Source organism: Nonomuraea sp. NPDC003560 (assembly GCF_042878785.1).
In the GTDB taxonomy this organism is placed as follows: domain Bacteria; phylum Actinomycetota; class Actinomycetes; order Streptosporangiales; family Streptosporangiaceae; genus Nonomuraea.
This window is the reverse complement of record NZ_JBIAOF010000026.1, coordinates 19,600-35,261: the sequence shown is the minus strand read 5'-3', so window position 1 is coordinate 35,261 and position 15,662 is coordinate 19,600. Positions and strand designations below refer to the sequence as shown.

Sequence of the window (15,662 nt, the reverse complement as noted above, 5' to 3'; positions counted from 1 at the left end):
CTCCCACTCCGCGTTAGTTAAGTCACCTCGACCCATAGGCCAATCGTGACCGCCCAGGCACGATCAGTCAGCAGATCTAAGAAACAGCACCTAGCCCGCCGCCCCAACGTCAACCACCAGATCTGACACGATGCCCTTGGCCGCCTAGCACCGACCCGGCTGCGCGCATATGGGCACCGTGCTCGGTCTGCCGCGATCGGTGGCCCTTCAATCGTGAGTAGGACCGCAGTGCGACCGGAGGCATCTCAGTCGATGCATCTGCCAATGCCATGAGGTGGGCCTCAGCCTTCGGCAGTGACTACCGCACGCCCTCACTCTCAAAATGGGAGCACAGCTTGTCGTGAACGGTTTCGCATAGCTCAAAAGCCACCAGTCGTCGGGCACCGGTGGCGGCGACGTACAGCACCCGCAAGTTCTCGGCCAAGATCGTGGGTTCCCGATATCCAGGCGTCGACCAGCCGCACGGTGCGGTCATCGTCAGACAGAATGACCAGGGCAGCGTCTGCCTCCTCGCCCTTGACCTGGCGAATGACCGAGGTACGTGCCTCAAGGCCGGGGCCGGCAGGGTGGTATGGGCGTCTCTCGCTTCTCGATCGTTTGCGGGGCGCTCGCCCTCCTATACCGCAAGGTCGTAACTTATGCGCAGATCATGCCGGCTTCGGGGCGGATCACTTGGAGTTGGCTGAGGTGTCGGCATCTTCCTGCGTGCCCCATCGAGCCCTCCTCGTGATGACCACTCATGTCGTGATGACCACTCATGTCTTGCGGCACAAAAGCCATGGGAGATGTGGTGATCCTCGCCCTGGATGGTGCAGGGCCTGTCATTTTTCTGTGGCTGCGCGAGGGATCTTGCAGTCCTGAGGGTCAGCGATGCCATCGCCGCTTACAGTATGGAGTTGCAGCAATGCGGTAAGTGATGCCTATGGCTCGGACTGCCAAGAGGGAGGCGATGGTGACGTCGCTGCTGGCAAAGCTGGAGCGGGCTGAGGAGTCCGCGCGGCATGAATGCGCTGAGCTATCCGGGCAAATGGCGGAGCTGCAGGAGCGGTTAGCTACGGCAGAGCGTCGCCTGGAACGACTGTCCATCGCGCGCGAGGAACTGACCGCGCTGGAGGCAGCCGAAGAGCCGGTCGGAGCGGAGCCCGGCAAAGCTGGCGGAAACGACCAGGATGGGGGCCGCAGTGGCCCGGGAAGCGCCGCCGCAGGGGCAGAGGGGCCTCAGGCGCGTCCGATTCTGCGGGGGTTGCGTAAGGACGCAGTGGTGTTGCTGGCCAGTTCCGACAAGCCGCTTCGGGCGCGGGATGTGGTGCGGGCGCTGGGCCAGCAGGATGTTCGCGGCCAGGTGGAGGGGATGCGCGCGCGGCTCAAGCGGCTGGTGGTCGATGGATGGCTGACCGAACGGGAGCAGGGCTTGTTCGCGATCGCGAACAGGGTACCCAGTTTCGCCGACGAAGGGAGCGCCGTCACGAGCTGAGGACAGCTTCCGGTCTGGTGACCGGGTCAAACAGTGGTGCCGCCGAGTTGCACCTCGACGGCACCGGGTTGCGTGAGCGCCCAACAGAACCTAACTCTTCGAAGGCTCGCGCCCCCTGAGCGTAACGCGGTAGGTGTTCGCTTGGAGGGCGTCGGGCCAAATGACGGCTGCTTCATGCCCGGATGCCGGGTTTTCGAAGCGGCGGGGGGAAGGCTCGACCATGTCGTCGAGGTCATCACGGCATCCTGCTCAGAGCTCGGCGCCGTCGTCAGGAAGCCGGAGCGCCCTCCGGCCACAGCCGGACCGCGAGCGCGGTCTCCAGCAGAGCGATGGTGGCCACGTCCGGCCAGGACCGCCCGGCCAGCAGGTCGGCGATGGACTGGCGGTTGACGCCGGAGACGGCGGCAAGACCGCGCAAGCTCAGCCGCCGCTCGGCCAGAATGCTGGCCAGGCTGGCGGCGATGGCCTGGACAACCGCAGCGGGAGGATGACCGGCCAGGTCCGCGTGGGGCCAGGCCTGCGGGTTCTCGGCCAGATCCCGGGGAGTGGCCGAGCGCGCACGTCCTCCGACCATGACAAAGCACTCCTTTCGGTAGATGTCGTTGCGCTGCGTAACGGCTGCTTGTCCTGCCACTATGGATGGGGTGTGACCCTCGATCCCGTGACCTCGGCCACGATCACCGGTTACCGGCCGCAGAACGCCCCGCCGGAGTGGGATCGTGTCTGCGGGCAGGTGCGGATGCTGGTCGCCGCCAGCGCCGCCCGCTCCCCCTACCGGGTCGAGCGGCTGCTCACCGCAACCACCCGGCTGGCCGTGTGGTGTCACCGCTCCGGTCTGCCGGATGATCCGGAAGTGTGGCTGCGGCACGAGACGATCGACGCGTTCGTCCTTACCGGCTGCACCGACCTGGCCCCGAGCTCGGCGCAGACCTACCGCAGCTGGCTGCGGCACATGCGCGCCACGCTGGCCTGGCTGGAACGCGGCGAACAGGCGCCGCCACCGATGACAGCCCCCAAGACGGTCAGTCCGCCCTACTCGCCGGCCCAGCTCGGCCGCCTTCGCGGCTGGGCTGAGTGCCTGCCCGGCCAAGCTCGCACCGATGCGCTCGTGCTGATGGCGCTCGCCTGCGGCTGCGGTCTGACCTCCGGAGAGGTGGCTGCCGTCCGTACCGGGCATCTGCGCCGCCTGGCCTGCGGCGCGGTTGTGGTCGCCGTCCCTGGCACCCAGCGGCTGATCGTCTGCCGCGCCGTTTGGGAGAATGTCCTGGCCTATGCCGCCGACCAGCCGGGTGACCGGTTCGTGTTCCGGTCCAAGCGCACCGCCCGGCACGCCAAGAACCTGTTCAGCTCCTGGACAGCACGTCACACCCCGACCGGCGGCCTGCCCGCTCTGTCGGTGCGCCGGCTGCGCTCGTCCTGGATCGTCGAACTGCTGTGCTCCCGCATCGATCTGGGGGTGGTGGCCGACGCGGCCGGGATGAGCACCTCCGCGCTGGCCCGCTACCAACATTTCGTGCCCGTCCTGGACGAGCCCACCGCGGTCGCGCTGCTGCGCGGCAGGCCCGACGAACAGGGCAGGTGAGTACGGCGAAGCCACGCGCCTGGCCGCCGCGCACCACCCGAGCCCGAGCCACCCGGCCCCGGCCACCTGCCAAGCAGATGGCACAGATCCACGATGCCGTCGTCGGTCACTACGCCCGACTGCTGGACGACTCCGGCATCCTGTCGCTGATCGACGCCGAACTCGGCCTCAGGCCCGGCCCGCCCGGGCTGCCCATCGCCGCAGTGCTGACCTGCCTGCTGCTGTCCATCAACCACACTGGCAAGGCCACGCTCGTCGAGGCCTGGCGGATCGCCGCGTTCTGCCTGACCGCCACCGCACGCCACCGGCTCGGCCTGCCCGAAGTCGACCCCGCAGATGTCCACCAGGTGCTCGCCTCTTCCCGCCGCTTCTACCGGGCTTTCGACCGGCTGACCACCGTGCTGGATCCAGCCCGTCACGACAGGCGCGCCCGCCTGCCCCAGCACCAGGCCGACACACTGGCCGCCGCCTGGGAGGATGACGACCCAGCACACTCGCACAAGCGGGAACTGCTGCAGGACATCGTCACCGCGCTGGTGCTCACCCCAGTGCGCTGGGCCAAAGGCCGGGGCTACCTCCGCCAGTTCCGCGGCGACGTCGGCATCGACACCACCGCCGCCCCGGTCTTCGCCCGCCCACCCCGAGCCCGTCGCTCCACCGGCGAACTGATCGCCTCCACCGAGATCACCGCAGGCTGGCACCACTCGGCCGGCAACGGCCCACCCGAGTACGGCTACTCGGCTACGCTCACCGTCGCCGCCAGCACCCGCTCGGCACTCGGCTCCTTCCCGCAACTGGCGCTCGGCCTGGTCCTCGACACCCCGCACAAACGCATCGGCGCCAACGCCATCACCACGCTCAAACCCCTGGCCACGCTCGGTCTGCCCGCAACATTCGCCGTCGCCGACCGTGCCTACACCGACCAGCAACCCGGCCATTTCGCTCAACCCGCGCGCGAACTCGGCTACAGGCTCGCACTCGATTACAAAGTGGATCAGCGGGGAGTGCAGGGCAGCGTCCACGGCACCCTGTTCATCGACGGCTCCCCAGCCTGTCCACTGATGCCCGGCCGGCTCGCCCACGCCACCACCGGCCTGGACGACGCCGCCATCCGCGCGCCGTCGGAAGAGCTCGCCGCGTTGATCGCCGCGCGAGAGCCGTACTTGCTGCGCCTCAAACAGAGCGCGAACGCGAACGGCGCCGTCCGCTTCCAGTGCCCAGCAGCAGGCACCTCGCCATCGGTCACTTGCCCCCGCTTCGACCGCCTCCACCAGCACGGACCCAGCCGCCCCACCGCAGTCGACCTGACCGACGCCGGCAGCGAGCCGCTCACCCCGCAGCCAAACCCCGCGTCCTGCCACCACAGCCTGATTTGAAGGCTGCTCAACTGCCGAAGCTCTGCAGCCAGCACACCATCACCGTCCGCAAGGACGATCTCGGCCACCTCGACAAGTTCCGCCAGGACCTGGTCTACCTGAGTTCTGCCTGGATCGGGACCTACAAGTCCATCCGCGCCAACACCGAAGGCATCAACGGCCGACTCAAGGGACACGACCTCGACCTCGGCGATCCCAAGCACCGGCTCGCGCACGGCCGCGTCGCCCAGACCATCCTGGTCGCACTGCTCGTCACCGTCGCCGACGACCACTTTCTCGACCAGTGGCGCCACATCCACCAGCCCCAAGACCAGCCCGTCACACTCGCCGACACTCCGCCGACTCCAGCCCAGCCCTTCGACGGCACACCGCCCGCAGGCCAGAGCAGGCCACCACCCGCCCCATGAGCCGCAGAACCCGCCACCTTGTCGCAGCGCCCCGTCCACCATCGGCTTCGCCATGCCCAACGGCCGGATCTCGCCCCACCACCAGCGGCCTGACACCACCCGGGCCTTCCCAGAAGCTGACTCCGCGGTCCCCGAACCAGGACGAACCCGATTCGGTAACTCCTGAAACGACAAGATCCCGCCTGATCTCGATGATCAGACGGGATCCCGTCAACTTCAGTCCGGCCGTCTCAAGAACGGCCCCTGGTGGAGATGAGGGGATTCGAACCCCTGACCCCTTCGATGCGAACGAAGTGCGCTACCGGACTGCGCTACATCCCCAAGGACTCGACCAGATTAGCAAACTCCCAAGGGTCCTCGCGCCATCCTCTCAGTCCCCCACCGCCCGTTTGGGTGGTTCGGCGTACTGGTCGAACAGGACGTCGGCGTGCAGCGCGGTCAGGTCGATCACCTCGGCCTCCACCTCGGCCGCCGCCCGGCGCCGCTCGCGGGCCCGTCGCAGCCGCTCAGAGCGCGCCTGGAGCGCCCGCTCGCGGCGTTCGCGATCCACCTGTACGGCGATCCGCAGAAAGGCCATGTACGACAGCATGACGACCACGGACGGAGCCACACCCCACCACGGGATCATCTCGACCCCGGCCGTGACCACCGAGGCGAGCACGAGCAGCGCGGTGAAGAACAACAACCTCCGGCGGCGCGCTACGATGATCGCCCTACGCCGAAACCGGAACTGCCGGACATCGACCTTCTCGGCCTCCGGCGCGTCCTCGTCGCCGAGGGTGGCGTCGAGGTTGTCCAGGTCGGGCAGGGCGTGCTCGCCGGTGTAGTGCTCTTCGAGTTCGGCCAGCTCCTGGAGGTTCGTCTTGTCCCGGCGCAACCACATCGGGATCAGGACGCACAGCCACATCACCACAATGGCGACATAGAGGAAGACGCTGCTCACGACCACCTCCGGGCAGCACGAAAGCGCGTCTGTGCTCGTCGCGCCTTCATTGTGCTCACGTCACGCACCGTAAGACCGTGTGTCACTGATTGACGAGCATTCGGTGCGGTGTGTCGCGAGATCGTCAAACCTCTTCGATCGGAGAACCGCCGTGAGCGGCCGCCTCACGGGCGCGCCGCCACTGTACGAGCAGGCCGCCGGGGACGTCCTCGACGGTCAGCGCGTAGCAGATGTGGTCGCGCCAGGCCCCGTCGATGTGGAGTTGGCGACGCCGAATGCCTTCTTCCCTGAACCCGAGCTTCTCCACCACCCTACGGCTGGCCTGGTTCTCAGGACGGATGTTCGCCTCTAGCCGATGCAATCCGGTGGTGAAAAAGCAATGATCGACGGCCAGGGCCAGGGCGGTGGGGATGATGGCCCGCCCGGCCAGCGCGCCGTCCACCCAGTAACCGACCTGGGCGGAACGGGCAGATCCCCACACGATGGCCCCCACGGTGAGCTGCCCGGCGAAGCGGCCGCCGTAGGTGACCACCCAGGGCAGCGCCAGCCCCTGCCTGGCCTCGCGGCGCAGGGTGCCGACCATGGAGATGTACGGGCCGAGCCCCGTCCTGAACAGCGGGGTCTCGGGGTTGCTCGGTTCCCAGGGACGCAGCCAGTCGGCGTTGCGCAACCTGGTCTCGCGCCAGACGCGTACGTCGCTCAGCCGCAGCGGCCGCAGGCCTACCGGGCCCTCGTTCAGAATCGCCGGCCAGCCACGAAGTCGATCCACGCCTCTCATCATCCCCCCATCGGGCTCGATGTCGCCACGGATCATCGATCGGCAGACCGAAACCTGGTCAGCGGGGGTGGTCGCCGCCCTTCATCTGCTCGACGGCGTGCCGCAGGACGGGGGCGAGCACCGCCACCCCATCCCGGACGCCCCCGGACGAGCCGGGCAGATTCACGATCAACGTGTCACCCGCCTGACCGGCCAGCCCTCGAGACAGGACCGACGTGGGCACCTTGTCGCGATTCGCCAGGCGAATGGCCTCCGCTATACCGGGAATTTCCCTGGTGATCACGCGGGCGGTCATCTCCGGCGTCAGGTCGAGGGGGGTGAGCCCGGTGCCGCCGGTGGTGACGATCACGTCGTAACCCTGCGCGACGCCGTCCCGCAGCGCCGCCTCGACCGCGTCGCCGTCGGGGACGACCACAGGCCCCGAGACCTCGCAGCCGGCGTCGGACGCCAGCAGCTCGGCCAGCAACGGCCCTGACTTGTCGGCATAAATCCCGGCGGACGCGCGGTTCGACACGGTCACCACGAGCGCCCTGATCACGTGGCTTCCCTGGTCCACAGACCGGTCTTGCCGCCCACCTTCTCCTCCACCCGGACGTCGGTGATCACGGCGGCCGGATCGACCGCCTTGACCATGTCGATCAACGCCAGCGCAGCCACGGTGACGGCGGTCAGCGCCTCCATCTCCACCCCGGTGCGGTCGGCCGTCCGCACCCGGGCGGTGATCGCCACGCCCCAGTCCTCGACGTCGAGCACGACCTTGACGCCGTGCAACGCGATCGGGTGGCAGAGCGGGACGAGATCGGGCGTGCGTTTCGCCCCCATGATCCCGGCGATCCTGGCCACCCCCAGCGCGTCGCCCTTGGGCACCTCGCCCGACCGCAGCAGCGCCACCACGTCGGACGACAGCAGCACCCGCCCGGACGCCGTCGCGCTACGGGCCGAGACGTCCTTGGCCGAGACGTCGACCATGCGCGCCGCGCCCGTCTCGTCGAGATGCGTGAACTCGCTCAAATCCGGATCACCTCCACCTCGGACCCGCCGGGCACCTCGGTCACGTCCTCCGGCACCACGATCAGCGCGTTCGCCGAGGCCAGGGCCGCGAGCTGGTGGGAGCCCTGCCCGTGGACCGGCGCGACCGTGCCGTCGGAGGACAGCACGCCGCGCAGGTACGAGCGCCGGCCCGACGGCGAGCGCAGCGCCGCGGTGACGTAGGCGGTCACCGGGGCCGTGTCGGTGGGCAGGCCGCGCATCTTGTCGAGCGCGGGGCGGACGAACAGCATGAACGACACGAAGGAGGACACCGGGTTGCCCGGCAGGGCGAAGATCGGCACCCGGTCGTCGCCCAGGACGCCGAACCCCTGCGGCATGCCGGGCTGCATCGCGACCTTCTCGAACCGGACCGTGCCGAGCGGCGACAGCGCCTCCTTGACGGGCTCGTAGGCCCCCATGGAGACCCCGCCGCTGGTGATGATCGCGTCGGCGCGCACCAGATGGGTGTCGAGCTGGTCGAGCAGCACGGCGGGATCGTCGCCGACGGACCCCGCACGGAACCCCTCGGCGCCCGCCTCGCGGACCGCGGCCGTCAGGGTGAAGCTGTTGGAGTCCCAGATCTGCCCGCGGTTCAGCGGCGCCCCCGGCTCGACCAGCTCGGCGCCGGTCGAGATGACGACGACGCGCGGCTGCGGACGCACCCACACGCGCCGCCGGCCCACACCGGCGATGATCCCGAGCTGGGCCGGCCCGATCACCGTGCCGGCCTTGAGCACCACCTCGCCCGCCTGGACGTCCTCGCCCGCCCGGCGAATCGCGTTACCGACCGGGACATCCCGATTGATCCGGACGGAGACCGTGCCACCGTCCGTCCACTCCACCGGTACGACGGAGTCCGCCCCGGCCGGCATCGGCGCCCCGGTCATGATGCGGACGGCATGCCCGGGGCCCACCGCCCGCAGCTCGTCGGAGCCGGCGGCGACGTCGTCGATCACCGGCAGCGTGCCGGGGACGTCCTCGGCCCTGACCGCGTAGCCGTCCATCGCGGAGTTGTCGAACGGCGGCAGCGGCACCGGCGAGGAGACGTCCTCGGCCAGCGTCGTGCCCAGCGCCCGCTCCAGCTCCAGCTCCAGAGGCGCCAGCGGACGCACAGTGGCCAGGATCTCGGCCAGATGCGCGTCAACCGATCTCATCGAGGAACTCCCGCAGCCACGGCACGAACTCCGGCGCCAGATCCTCGCGATCGGCGGCGAACTTCACCACCGTGCGCAGATAGTCGAGCTTGTCGCCGGTGTCGTACCGCCGCCCGCGGAACAGCACGCCGTGCACCGGCCCGCCCTGCTCGGAGCCGCGGCCGGCCAGCGTGCGCAGCGCGTCGGTGAGCTGGATCTCGTTGCCGCGCCCCGGCGGGGTGTTCTCCAGGACCTCGAAAATGGCGGGATCGAGCACGTATCGCCCGATGACCGCCCATGTGGAGGGCGCCTCGTCCACCGGCGGCTTCTCCACCAGGTCGGTCACGCGCACGACGTCGTCCTCGACGGTGCCGGCGATGGTGGCCACGCCGTAGAGCGAGACCTGCTCCCTCGGCACCTCCATCAGCGCCACCACGCTGCCGCCGAACGTGTCACGCACCTCGATCATGCGCTTGAGCAGCTGGTCGCGGTAGTCGATCAGGTCGTCACCGAGCAGGCAGGCGAACGGGTGGTCGCCGACGTGCTGCTTGGCGCACAGCACCGCGTGCCCGAGCCCCTTCGGCTCGCCCTGCCGCACGTAGTGCAGCGTGGCGAGCGAGGCGGGCTCGCGGACCTGGGACAACCGTTGCTCGTCGCCCTTGGCCTCCAGGGCCTCTTCCAGCTCGAACGCGCGGTCGAAGTGGTCTTCGATGGACCGCTTGTTCTTGCCGGTGACCATGAGGACGTCGAGGAGCCCGGCGGAGGCCGCCTCCTCGACGACATACTGGATCGCGGGCTTGTCGACGATGGGCAACATCTCTTTGGGTGTCGCCTTGGTCGCCGGGAGGAACCGGGTGCCCAGACCCGCGGCGGGCACGACGGCTTTCGTCACAGGGTCGAAGTCAGCCATGAGTAGACCCTAGTGGAGGTACCTGTGGACAAGCTGAACCTGCGTCGCCGACTGCTCGCGGCGCGTACCGCTCTCCCCCCCGAACAACTGCGGGCAAACGCCACCAAGGTTCGCGAGACGCTGCTCGAACAGCCGTGGGTCCAGATGGCCGGCCTGGTGGCCTGCTACTGGTCGGCCGGGTCGGAGCCGGAGACGCACGGTCTCGTGTTCGCTCTGTGGAAACACGGCGCGACGGTGATCCTCCCGGTGCTGAAAGAGGACAATGACCTGGATTGGGCGGTCTACGACGGCCCGGACACGCTCGCCCCTGGCCGCTTCGGCATCATGGAACCGGTCGACACGCGCCGGGGCGTCGACGCCGTCCGCACGGCCGCGCTGGTGATCGTGCCCGCCCTCGCGGTCGACCGCCGCACGGGGGTGCGGCTCGGCCGCGGCGGCGGTTCGTACGACCGCGCGCTGGCCAGGGTGGGGCCCAACGTCCCCACGGTGGCCCTGCTGCACGACGGCGAGCTGATCGACGACGTGCCCGCCGAGCCGCACGACCACCGGGTCCGTTTTGCGATAACCCCGCGCGGACTCACTAGGCTTATGTGACCGAAGGGACGAGAGGGGGCTGGATGACGCTTGATGTCTGGCTCCTGATCGGCGCCGGAATTGTCATCGCGGCCATCGCGTCCGTACGCATCGCACATCGCAGCGGCCTGCCCAGCCTTCTCCTCTTCCTGGCCCTCGGCCTGGTTCTGGGGGCCTCGGGGTTCGGCGCCAAGCTGGAGAGCCCGCAGGCCGTCCAGCAGATCGGCCTGATCGCGCTGGCGGTGATCCTGGCCGAGGGCGGTCTGACCACGACCTGGTCGCACGTCCGCAAATCGGTGCCGCTCGCCCTGATCCTGGCCACCGTCGGCGTGACGGTGAGCATCGTGGTCGTGGCGCTCGCCGTCCAGGGGCTGCTCGGCATGGATCCGACCGCGGCGCTGGTCCTCGGTGCCGTGCTGGCCTCGACGGACGCGGCCGCCGTCTTCTCGGTGCTGCGCAGGTTGCCGCTCCCGACCCGGTTGGCGGGGGTTCTGGAGGCGGAGTCCGGATTCAACGACGCCCCCACGGTCATCGCCGTCGTCCTGCTCAGCGGGGCGTCCCGGCGGCCGGCGTCCGTGGGAACGTTCCTGCTGGAGACGGCCATCGAGCTGGTCATCGGCGCGGCCGTGGGCCTCGCGGTCGGACCGGCGGGCGCGTACGCGCTGCGCCGCGTCGCCCTCCCCGCCTCCGGCCTCTACCCGATCGCCGTGCTCGCCCTCACCTTCGTCTCGTACGGCGGCGCGGTGCTGCTGCACGGCTCCGGCTTCCTGGCCGTCTACCTCACGGCCCTCATCCTGGGCAATTCGCGCCTGCCCCACCGCGCCGCGACCAGAGGGTTCGCCGAGGGCGCGGCGTGGCTGGCGCAGATCGGGCTGTTCGTCATGCTCGGGCTGCTGGCCACCCCCAAGGAGCTGCCGTCGGCCATCGTGCCGGGCGTGATCGCCGGGTCCGTGCTGGTGATGGTGGCCCGCCCGCTGTCGGTGCTGGTCAGCTCGACCGTGGCCCGGGCGTTGCGGCTGGATCGCGTGAGCTGGCGCGACCAGGCGTTCCTGTCGTGGGCGGGGCTGCGCGGCGCGATCCCCATCGTGCTGGCGACCATCCCGTGGGCGTCCGGCGTGCAGGGCTCGAAGGAGATCTTCAACCAGGTCTTCGTGATCGTGATCGTGTTCACGCTGCTGCAGGGGCCCACACTGCCGTACGCGGCCCGGCTGCTCGGGGTGAGCGCGCCGGGCGAGGCGCACGACCTGGAGGTGGAGTCCGCGCCGCTGGAGGAGCTCAAGGCGGACCTGCTCCAGGTCAAGGTGCCGGTCGGGTCGCGCCTGCACGGCGTGGAGGTCTTCGAGCTGCGCCTGCCCGCCGGAGCGGCCGTCACGCTCGTGGTCCGCGACGGCAAATCGTTCGTACCGGACAACAGCACCCGCGTCCGGGCCGACGACCAGCTCCTGGTGGTCACCACGGCCGCCTGCCGTGACCAGGTCGAACGCCGCCTGCGCGCGGTGAGCCGCAGCGGCAAGCTGGCCGGTTGGTACGGGGAGCGGGGGTTGGAATAGGTGTTTGGCCCAATCGGTTAGCATTAGCAGTCGCATCGCTCGAGTGCCAGAACGTATAAGGAGGAGCGCGTGCCGACCTACCAGTACGCCTGCAACGACTGCGGCGAGCAGCTCGAAGTCGTGCAGAAGTTCACCGACGATGCGCTGACGGTGTGCCCCAACTGTCAGGGCAACCTGCGGAAGGTGTTCTCCGCCGTCGGCATCGTGTTCAAGGGTTCGGGCTTCTACCGCACCGACAACCGCTCGTCCTCGACGTCCTCCGCCTCTTCGACCACCCCGTCGAAGCCGGCCGAGAGCAAGTCGAGCGAGTCGTCGTCCGCGTCGTCGTCGTCCACCCCGGCGCCGGCGCCCGCCGCGGCTTCCAACTAGGCGCGTCACCCCGCCCGCACGGGCGGGGGCCTCATCGAGGCCGGTCGGCGTACGCGCCGAGCAGTTCCGGCGCGATGCGATCGACGAGCCGCGTCAGCTGTGGATCGGGCCCCCAGTCGGCCACGAGCCTGCTCAGCCCCTCGCGTGAGCAGCGCACGAGCCCCAGGGCTGCCCGGTCCCCCTTCGGCGTGAGCCGCAGCCGCTCGCCGTCCTCAGAACGTTCCACGAGCCCCTCGTCCACCAGCCGGTCGACGTGGGGCCGTCCGTGCGCCCTGCTCACCTTGGCGCATTCGGCCAGTTCGCCCGCGCCGACCCAGCCCTTGCCGTTGAGCCTGGCGAGCACCCACACCCCTTGCGGCGCGAGGCCGCTCAGCCCTGCCAGCGCCCCCAGTCTTTCGTAGTAACCCCTGCGCAGGTCGGCGTCGGCGAGCCGCATGAGCCCCCGTTCGACCTCCTCCAGCGACGACCGCTCGGCCGACGTGGCGCCCAGCCCCTCGCCCAGGTCCGCCGCCTTGGTGGTCTCCCTGAGCCGCGTCTGCGGGATGAACCAGCTCAGCGCGAACGCGCCGAACATCACCGGCGCTGCCACCCGGAAGACGGTGGCGATGGCGTCGGCGTACACATGGAGGAACTGACCGGCCAGCGCGGGAGGCAGCCGCTGGATGACGGTCGGGTCGCGCTGGATCCTGGACGGGTCGAACCCCGCCGGCAACCGGGCCCTGGCCAGCACCTCCCGCAGGTCGCCGTTGAGCGTGCCGGTGAAGACCGCCCCCAGCGTGGCGACCCCGAACGAGCCGCCGATCGACCGGAAGAACGTCGCCCCCGAGGTGGCCACGCCGAGGTCCTTGAAGTCGACGGCGTTCTGCACGACGATCACCAGCACCTGCATGGTCATCCCGAGCCCCACGCCGAGCACCAGCAGGTAGCCGCCCATCGTCAGCAGGCTGCTGCGCTCACTCAGCCCGGACAGCAGGAACAGCCCCGCCGTCGCCACGGCCGTGCCCGCGATGGGCAGGAAGCGGTATCTGCCGGTCTTCGAGATCACCAGCCCGCTGACGATCGACATCGTGAGCATCCCGGCCATCATCGGCAGCAGGTACACCCCGGACAAGGTGGGACTCACCCCATGCACGACCTGCAGGAACAGCGGCAGGTACGTGAGCGCCCCGAACATCGCGAACCCCACCACGAACCCCACCGCGGACGACATCGCGAACGCCCGCACCCGGAACAGCCCCAGCGGCAGCACCGGCTCGGCGGCCCGCCGCTCGACGGCCACCCACGCAGCGACCAGCGCCGCCGCCCCCAGCGCCAGGCCGGCGATGACCGGGCTCGCCCAGGGATAGGTCGTGCCGCCCCAGGTCGTGATGAGCACCAGGCACGAGGTCGCGCCGCCGAGCAGCACCACCCCGGCGTAGTCGATGCGATGGCTGGTGCGCGTGTCGTCGCCGGGCAGCGCCGCCGCGATCACACCCAGGGCGATCGCGCCCAGGGGAAGGTTGACGTAGAACACCCAGTGCCAGGACAGATGGTCGACGAACAGCCCGCCGAGCAGCGGCCCCACGATGCTGCTGACGGCGAAGACGGCGCCGAAGAAGCCCTGGTAGCGCCCTCGTTCGCGGGCCGAGACCACGTCGCCCACGATCGCCTGCGCGAGCACCATGAGCCCGCCGCCGCCCAGCCCCTGGATCGACCGGAACCCGATCAGCTCCCCCATGTTCCGGCTCAGCCCGCACAGGGCCGATCCGAGGAGGAAGATGATGATCGCGGCGATGAAGAGCTTTTTGCGGCCGTACTGGTCGCCCAGTTTGCCCCACAACGGCGTGGAGACGGTCGAGGCGAGCATGTAGCCCGTCACCACCCAGGAGAGCTGCTCCAGCCCGCCCAGGTCGCTCACGATCGTCGGCAGGGCCGTGGAGACTATGGTCTGGTCGAGGGAGGCCAGCAGCATGCCGAGCATCAGCGCGAGGATGATGAGGCCCAGCCCTTTTTGCCGCATGCGGCGATCCTACTCTTCGTACTGGTGTGCGTACGCTCCGCGTTCATATGGTGATCTCGCGCCCGCGCGGTTGTCCACAGAACGGCGTTCGGCGTTCTCGCCGCCCTCGGTCGTCCGGCTACTCTCGGCGCCATGGTCACTCGCGCAGACATCGGCGTCCTCGGCGGCTCGGGCTTCTACTCCCTGCTCGACGACGCGGAGGAGATCGAGCTCTCCACCCCCTACGGGCCCCCCAGCGACGTCGTCACCGTCGGCCGCATCGGCTCGCGTTCGGTCGCGTTCATCCCCCGGCACGGCCGGGACCACCGCTTCCCTCCCCACCGCATCCCCTACCGCGCCAACCTGTGGGCGCTGCGCTCGCTCGGCGTGACCCAGGTGCTCGCCCCCAGCGCTGTCGGTTCACTCAAGGCCGAGCACGGCCCCGGCGCCATCGTCGTGCCCGACCAGATCGTCGACCGCACCTCGGGCCGGCCACAGACGTACTACGACGTCTCGGGGGCCGTCCACGTCTCCTTCGCCGACCCCTACTGCCCGTCCGGCAGAGCCGCGGCCGTGGCCACGGCCCGCTCCACCGGCTGGGGCGACGTCGTCGACGGCGGCACGCTGGTGGTCATCGAGGGCCCCCGCTTCTCCAGCCGGGCCGAGTCCCAGTGGTTCGCCGCCAACGGGTGGTCGATCGTGGGCATGACCGGCTATCCCGAGTCGGTGCTGGCCCGCGAGCTGGCCCTGTGCTACACCTCGCTCTCCCTGGTGACCGACCACGACGCCGGAGTCGAGGCCGGTCAGGGCGTGACCCACGACGAGGTGCTGGAGTTCTTCGCCCGCAACGTCACCCGCATGCGCACGCTGATCGCCGAGACCGTCCAGGCCCTGCCCACCGACCGAACGTGTCCCTGCGGCTCGGCCCTCGACGGCATCAAGCTGCCCTTCGAGCTGCCGTGAGCAGGCAGCCGGCCTGGCTGCGGCCGTGGGCCCGGCGACGTCGTCTGATCGCGGCGGTCCTGGCCGCGGTGGGCGTCCTGTCGGCCTATGTCGCTCTCCGTCCCGCCGCGGGCCCTGAGGTCCTCGTCGCCGCCCGCGATCTAACCCCCGGCCCCCTGCGTCCCGGTGACCTCCGTCCGGCGCCGCTCGCCCATCCGCCTGACGGGGCCGTCCGGTCGTACGCGGCGGGCCGCTACCTCGCCGGGCCCATGCGCCGGGGCGAGCCGCTGACCGACGCCCGCCTGCTCCATCCCGTGCCGCTGCCGCCGGGCACGGTGGCCACCCCCGTGCGCATCGCCGACCCCGACGCCGTCGCCCTCATCTCCCCCGGCTCGACCATCGGCGTCCTGGCCGCCGGGGAGGGCGGTCAGCCGGCCCAGCTCATCGCCGACGACGTCCGCGTGATCACCATCCCGCGTCCCGCCGACGACTCCCGTACCGGCGGCGCGCTGGTGGTGCTGGCGGCGACCCCGTACCAGGCGGCCCAGCTGGCGGGCGCCCAGACATCGGGCCGCCTCTCCATCACCTTCAAGAGTTAGCTGAGAGTAATCGTTCGAC

At 69.9% G+C, this 15,662-nt stretch carries 17 protein-coding genes and 1 tRNA gene; 9 read left to right on the top strand and 9 right to left on the bottom strand.

The genetic code is table 11. The features are described 5' to 3' along the window. Positions 1-949: 949 nt before the first annotated feature. Positions 950-1,474 (top strand): hypothetical protein, encoded by a 525-nt coding sequence (locus ACFYUV_RS50895; protein WP_387683275.1) that lies wholly within the window; start codon positions 950-952, stop codon positions 1,472-1,474. A gap of 268 nt (positions 1,475-1,742) precedes the next feature. Here the strand turns inward: ACFYUV_RS50895 and ACFYUV_RS50890 are convergent, their stop codons facing one another. Next, the gene (locus ACFYUV_RS50890; RefSeq protein ID WP_387683273.1) at positions 1,743-2,048 is read right to left on the bottom strand and encodes a helix-turn-helix domain-containing protein; all 306 of its coding nucleotides are present in this window, start codon (positions 2,046-2,048) and stop codon (positions 1,743-1,745) included. Between the two features lie 72 nt (positions 2,049-2,120). Between ACFYUV_RS50890 and ACFYUV_RS50885 the strand changes: the two genes are divergently transcribed. The 3 genes from ACFYUV_RS50885 to ACFYUV_RS50875 all read left to right on the top strand — a co-directional run bounded on the left by ACFYUV_RS50885 (position 2,121) and on the right by ACFYUV_RS50875 (position 4,839). Then, a complete protein-coding gene (locus ACFYUV_RS50885) occupies positions 2,121-3,056 on the top strand; it encodes a hypothetical protein (RefSeq protein ID WP_387683271.1) in 936 nt (311 codons plus the stop codon). 77 nt (positions 3,057-3,133) lie between these two features. After that, positions 3,134-4,432, top strand: coding sequence for a hypothetical protein (locus tag ACFYUV_RS50880; protein ID WP_387683269.1), 1,299 nt, complete (start codon positions 3,134-3,136; stop codon positions 4,430-4,432). Next, the gene (locus ACFYUV_RS50875) at positions 4,429-4,839 is read left to right on the top strand and encodes a hypothetical protein (protein ID WP_387683267.1); all 411 of its coding nucleotides are present in this window, start codon (positions 4,429-4,431) and stop codon (positions 4,837-4,839) included. The genes ACFYUV_RS50880 and ACFYUV_RS50875 overlap by 4 nt, the downstream gene beginning before the upstream one ends. 244 nt (positions 4,840-5,083) lie before the next feature. Here the strand turns inward: ACFYUV_RS50875 and ACFYUV_RS50870 are convergent. The 7 genes from ACFYUV_RS50870 to galU all read right to left on the bottom strand — a co-directional run bounded on the left by ACFYUV_RS50870 (position 5,084) and on the right by galU (position 9,632). Beyond that, positions 5,084-5,160 (bottom strand) — tRNA-Ala (locus tag ACFYUV_RS50870). A gap of 49 nt (positions 5,161-5,209) precedes the next feature. Further along, the gene (locus ACFYUV_RS50865) at positions 5,210-5,782 is read right to left on the bottom strand and encodes a hypothetical protein (protein WP_387683265.1); all 573 of its coding nucleotides are present in this window, start codon (positions 5,780-5,782) and stop codon (positions 5,210-5,212) included. A gap of 124 nt (positions 5,783-5,906) precedes the next feature. Continuing rightward, positions 5,907-6,560: a GNAT family protein gene (locus tag ACFYUV_RS50860; RefSeq protein ID WP_352366396.1), complete on the bottom strand. Its 654-nt coding sequence runs from the start codon at positions 6,558-6,560 to the stop codon at positions 5,907-5,909. 58 nt (positions 6,561-6,618) lie between these two features. After that, positions 6,619-7,098 (bottom strand): MogA/MoaB family molybdenum cofactor biosynthesis protein, encoded by a 480-nt coding sequence (locus tag ACFYUV_RS50855; RefSeq protein WP_352325746.1) that lies wholly within the window; start codon positions 7,096-7,098, stop codon positions 6,619-6,621. Next, positions 7,095-7,571, bottom strand: coding sequence for a cyclic pyranopterin monophosphate synthase MoaC (moaC, locus tag ACFYUV_RS50850; RefSeq protein ID WP_387683263.1), 477 nt, complete (start codon positions 7,569-7,571; stop codon positions 7,095-7,097). Before moaC ends, ACFYUV_RS50855 begins: the two co-directional genes overlap by 4 nt. Next, positions 7,568-8,743, bottom strand: a complete 1,176-nt coding sequence (gene glp / locus ACFYUV_RS50845; RefSeq protein ID WP_364341110.1) for a gephyrin-like molybdotransferase Glp — start codon at positions 8,741-8,743, stop codon at positions 7,568-7,570. Before glp ends, moaC begins: the two co-directional genes overlap by 4 nt. Further along, positions 8,730-9,632: a UTP--glucose-1-phosphate uridylyltransferase GalU gene (gene galU / locus ACFYUV_RS50840; protein ID WP_364341108.1), complete on the bottom strand. Its 903-nt coding sequence runs from the start codon at positions 9,630-9,632 to the stop codon at positions 8,730-8,732. Before galU ends, glp begins: the two co-directional genes overlap by 14 nt. Before the next feature lie 24 nt (positions 9,633-9,656). Between galU and ACFYUV_RS50835 the strand changes: the two genes are divergently transcribed. The 3 genes from ACFYUV_RS50835 (at position 9,657) to ACFYUV_RS50825 (ending at position 12,124) form a co-directional block, all read left to right on the top strand. Beyond that, the gene (locus tag ACFYUV_RS50835; protein ID WP_387683261.1) at positions 9,657-10,226 is read left to right on the top strand and encodes a 5-formyltetrahydrofolate cyclo-ligase; all 570 of its coding nucleotides are present in this window, start codon (positions 9,657-9,659) and stop codon (positions 10,224-10,226) included. A gap of 23 nt (positions 10,227-10,249) precedes the next feature. Further along, complete coding sequence (locus ACFYUV_RS50830; RefSeq protein ID WP_387683259.1) at positions 10,250-11,755, top strand: potassium/proton antiporter; 1,506 nt, start codon at positions 10,250-10,252, stop codon at positions 11,753-11,755. Between the two features lie 69 nt (positions 11,756-11,824). Then, on the top strand, positions 11,825-12,124 hold the full coding sequence (locus tag ACFYUV_RS50825; protein WP_387683257.1) for an FmdB family zinc ribbon protein: 300 nt from the start codon (positions 11,825-11,827) through the stop codon (positions 12,122-12,124). A gap of 31 nt (positions 12,125-12,155) precedes the next feature. Here the strand turns inward: ACFYUV_RS50825 and ACFYUV_RS50820 are convergent, their stop codons facing one another. Continuing rightward, positions 12,156-14,123 (bottom strand): MFS transporter, encoded by a 1,968-nt coding sequence (locus ACFYUV_RS50820; RefSeq protein WP_387683255.1) that lies wholly within the window; start codon positions 14,121-14,123, stop codon positions 12,156-12,158. 132 nt (positions 14,124-14,255) lie between these two features. On the opposite strand from ACFYUV_RS50820, the gene ACFYUV_RS50815 reads away from it, so the two are divergent. Both ACFYUV_RS50815 and ACFYUV_RS50810 read left to right on the top strand, forming a co-directional pair. Further along, positions 14,256-15,065 carry an S-methyl-5'-thioadenosine phosphorylase gene (locus tag ACFYUV_RS50815; protein ID WP_387683253.1) on the top strand — a complete coding sequence of 270 codons (810 nt, stop codon included), beginning with the start codon at positions 14,256-14,258 and terminating at the stop codon, positions 15,063-15,065. Beyond that, positions 15,062-15,643, top strand: a complete 582-nt coding sequence (locus ACFYUV_RS50810; RefSeq protein ID WP_387683251.1) for a Flp pilus assembly protein CpaB — start codon at positions 15,062-15,064, stop codon at positions 15,641-15,643. The genes ACFYUV_RS50815 and ACFYUV_RS50810 overlap by 4 nt, the downstream gene beginning before the upstream one ends. Positions 15,644-15,662: the final 19 nt, after the last annotated feature.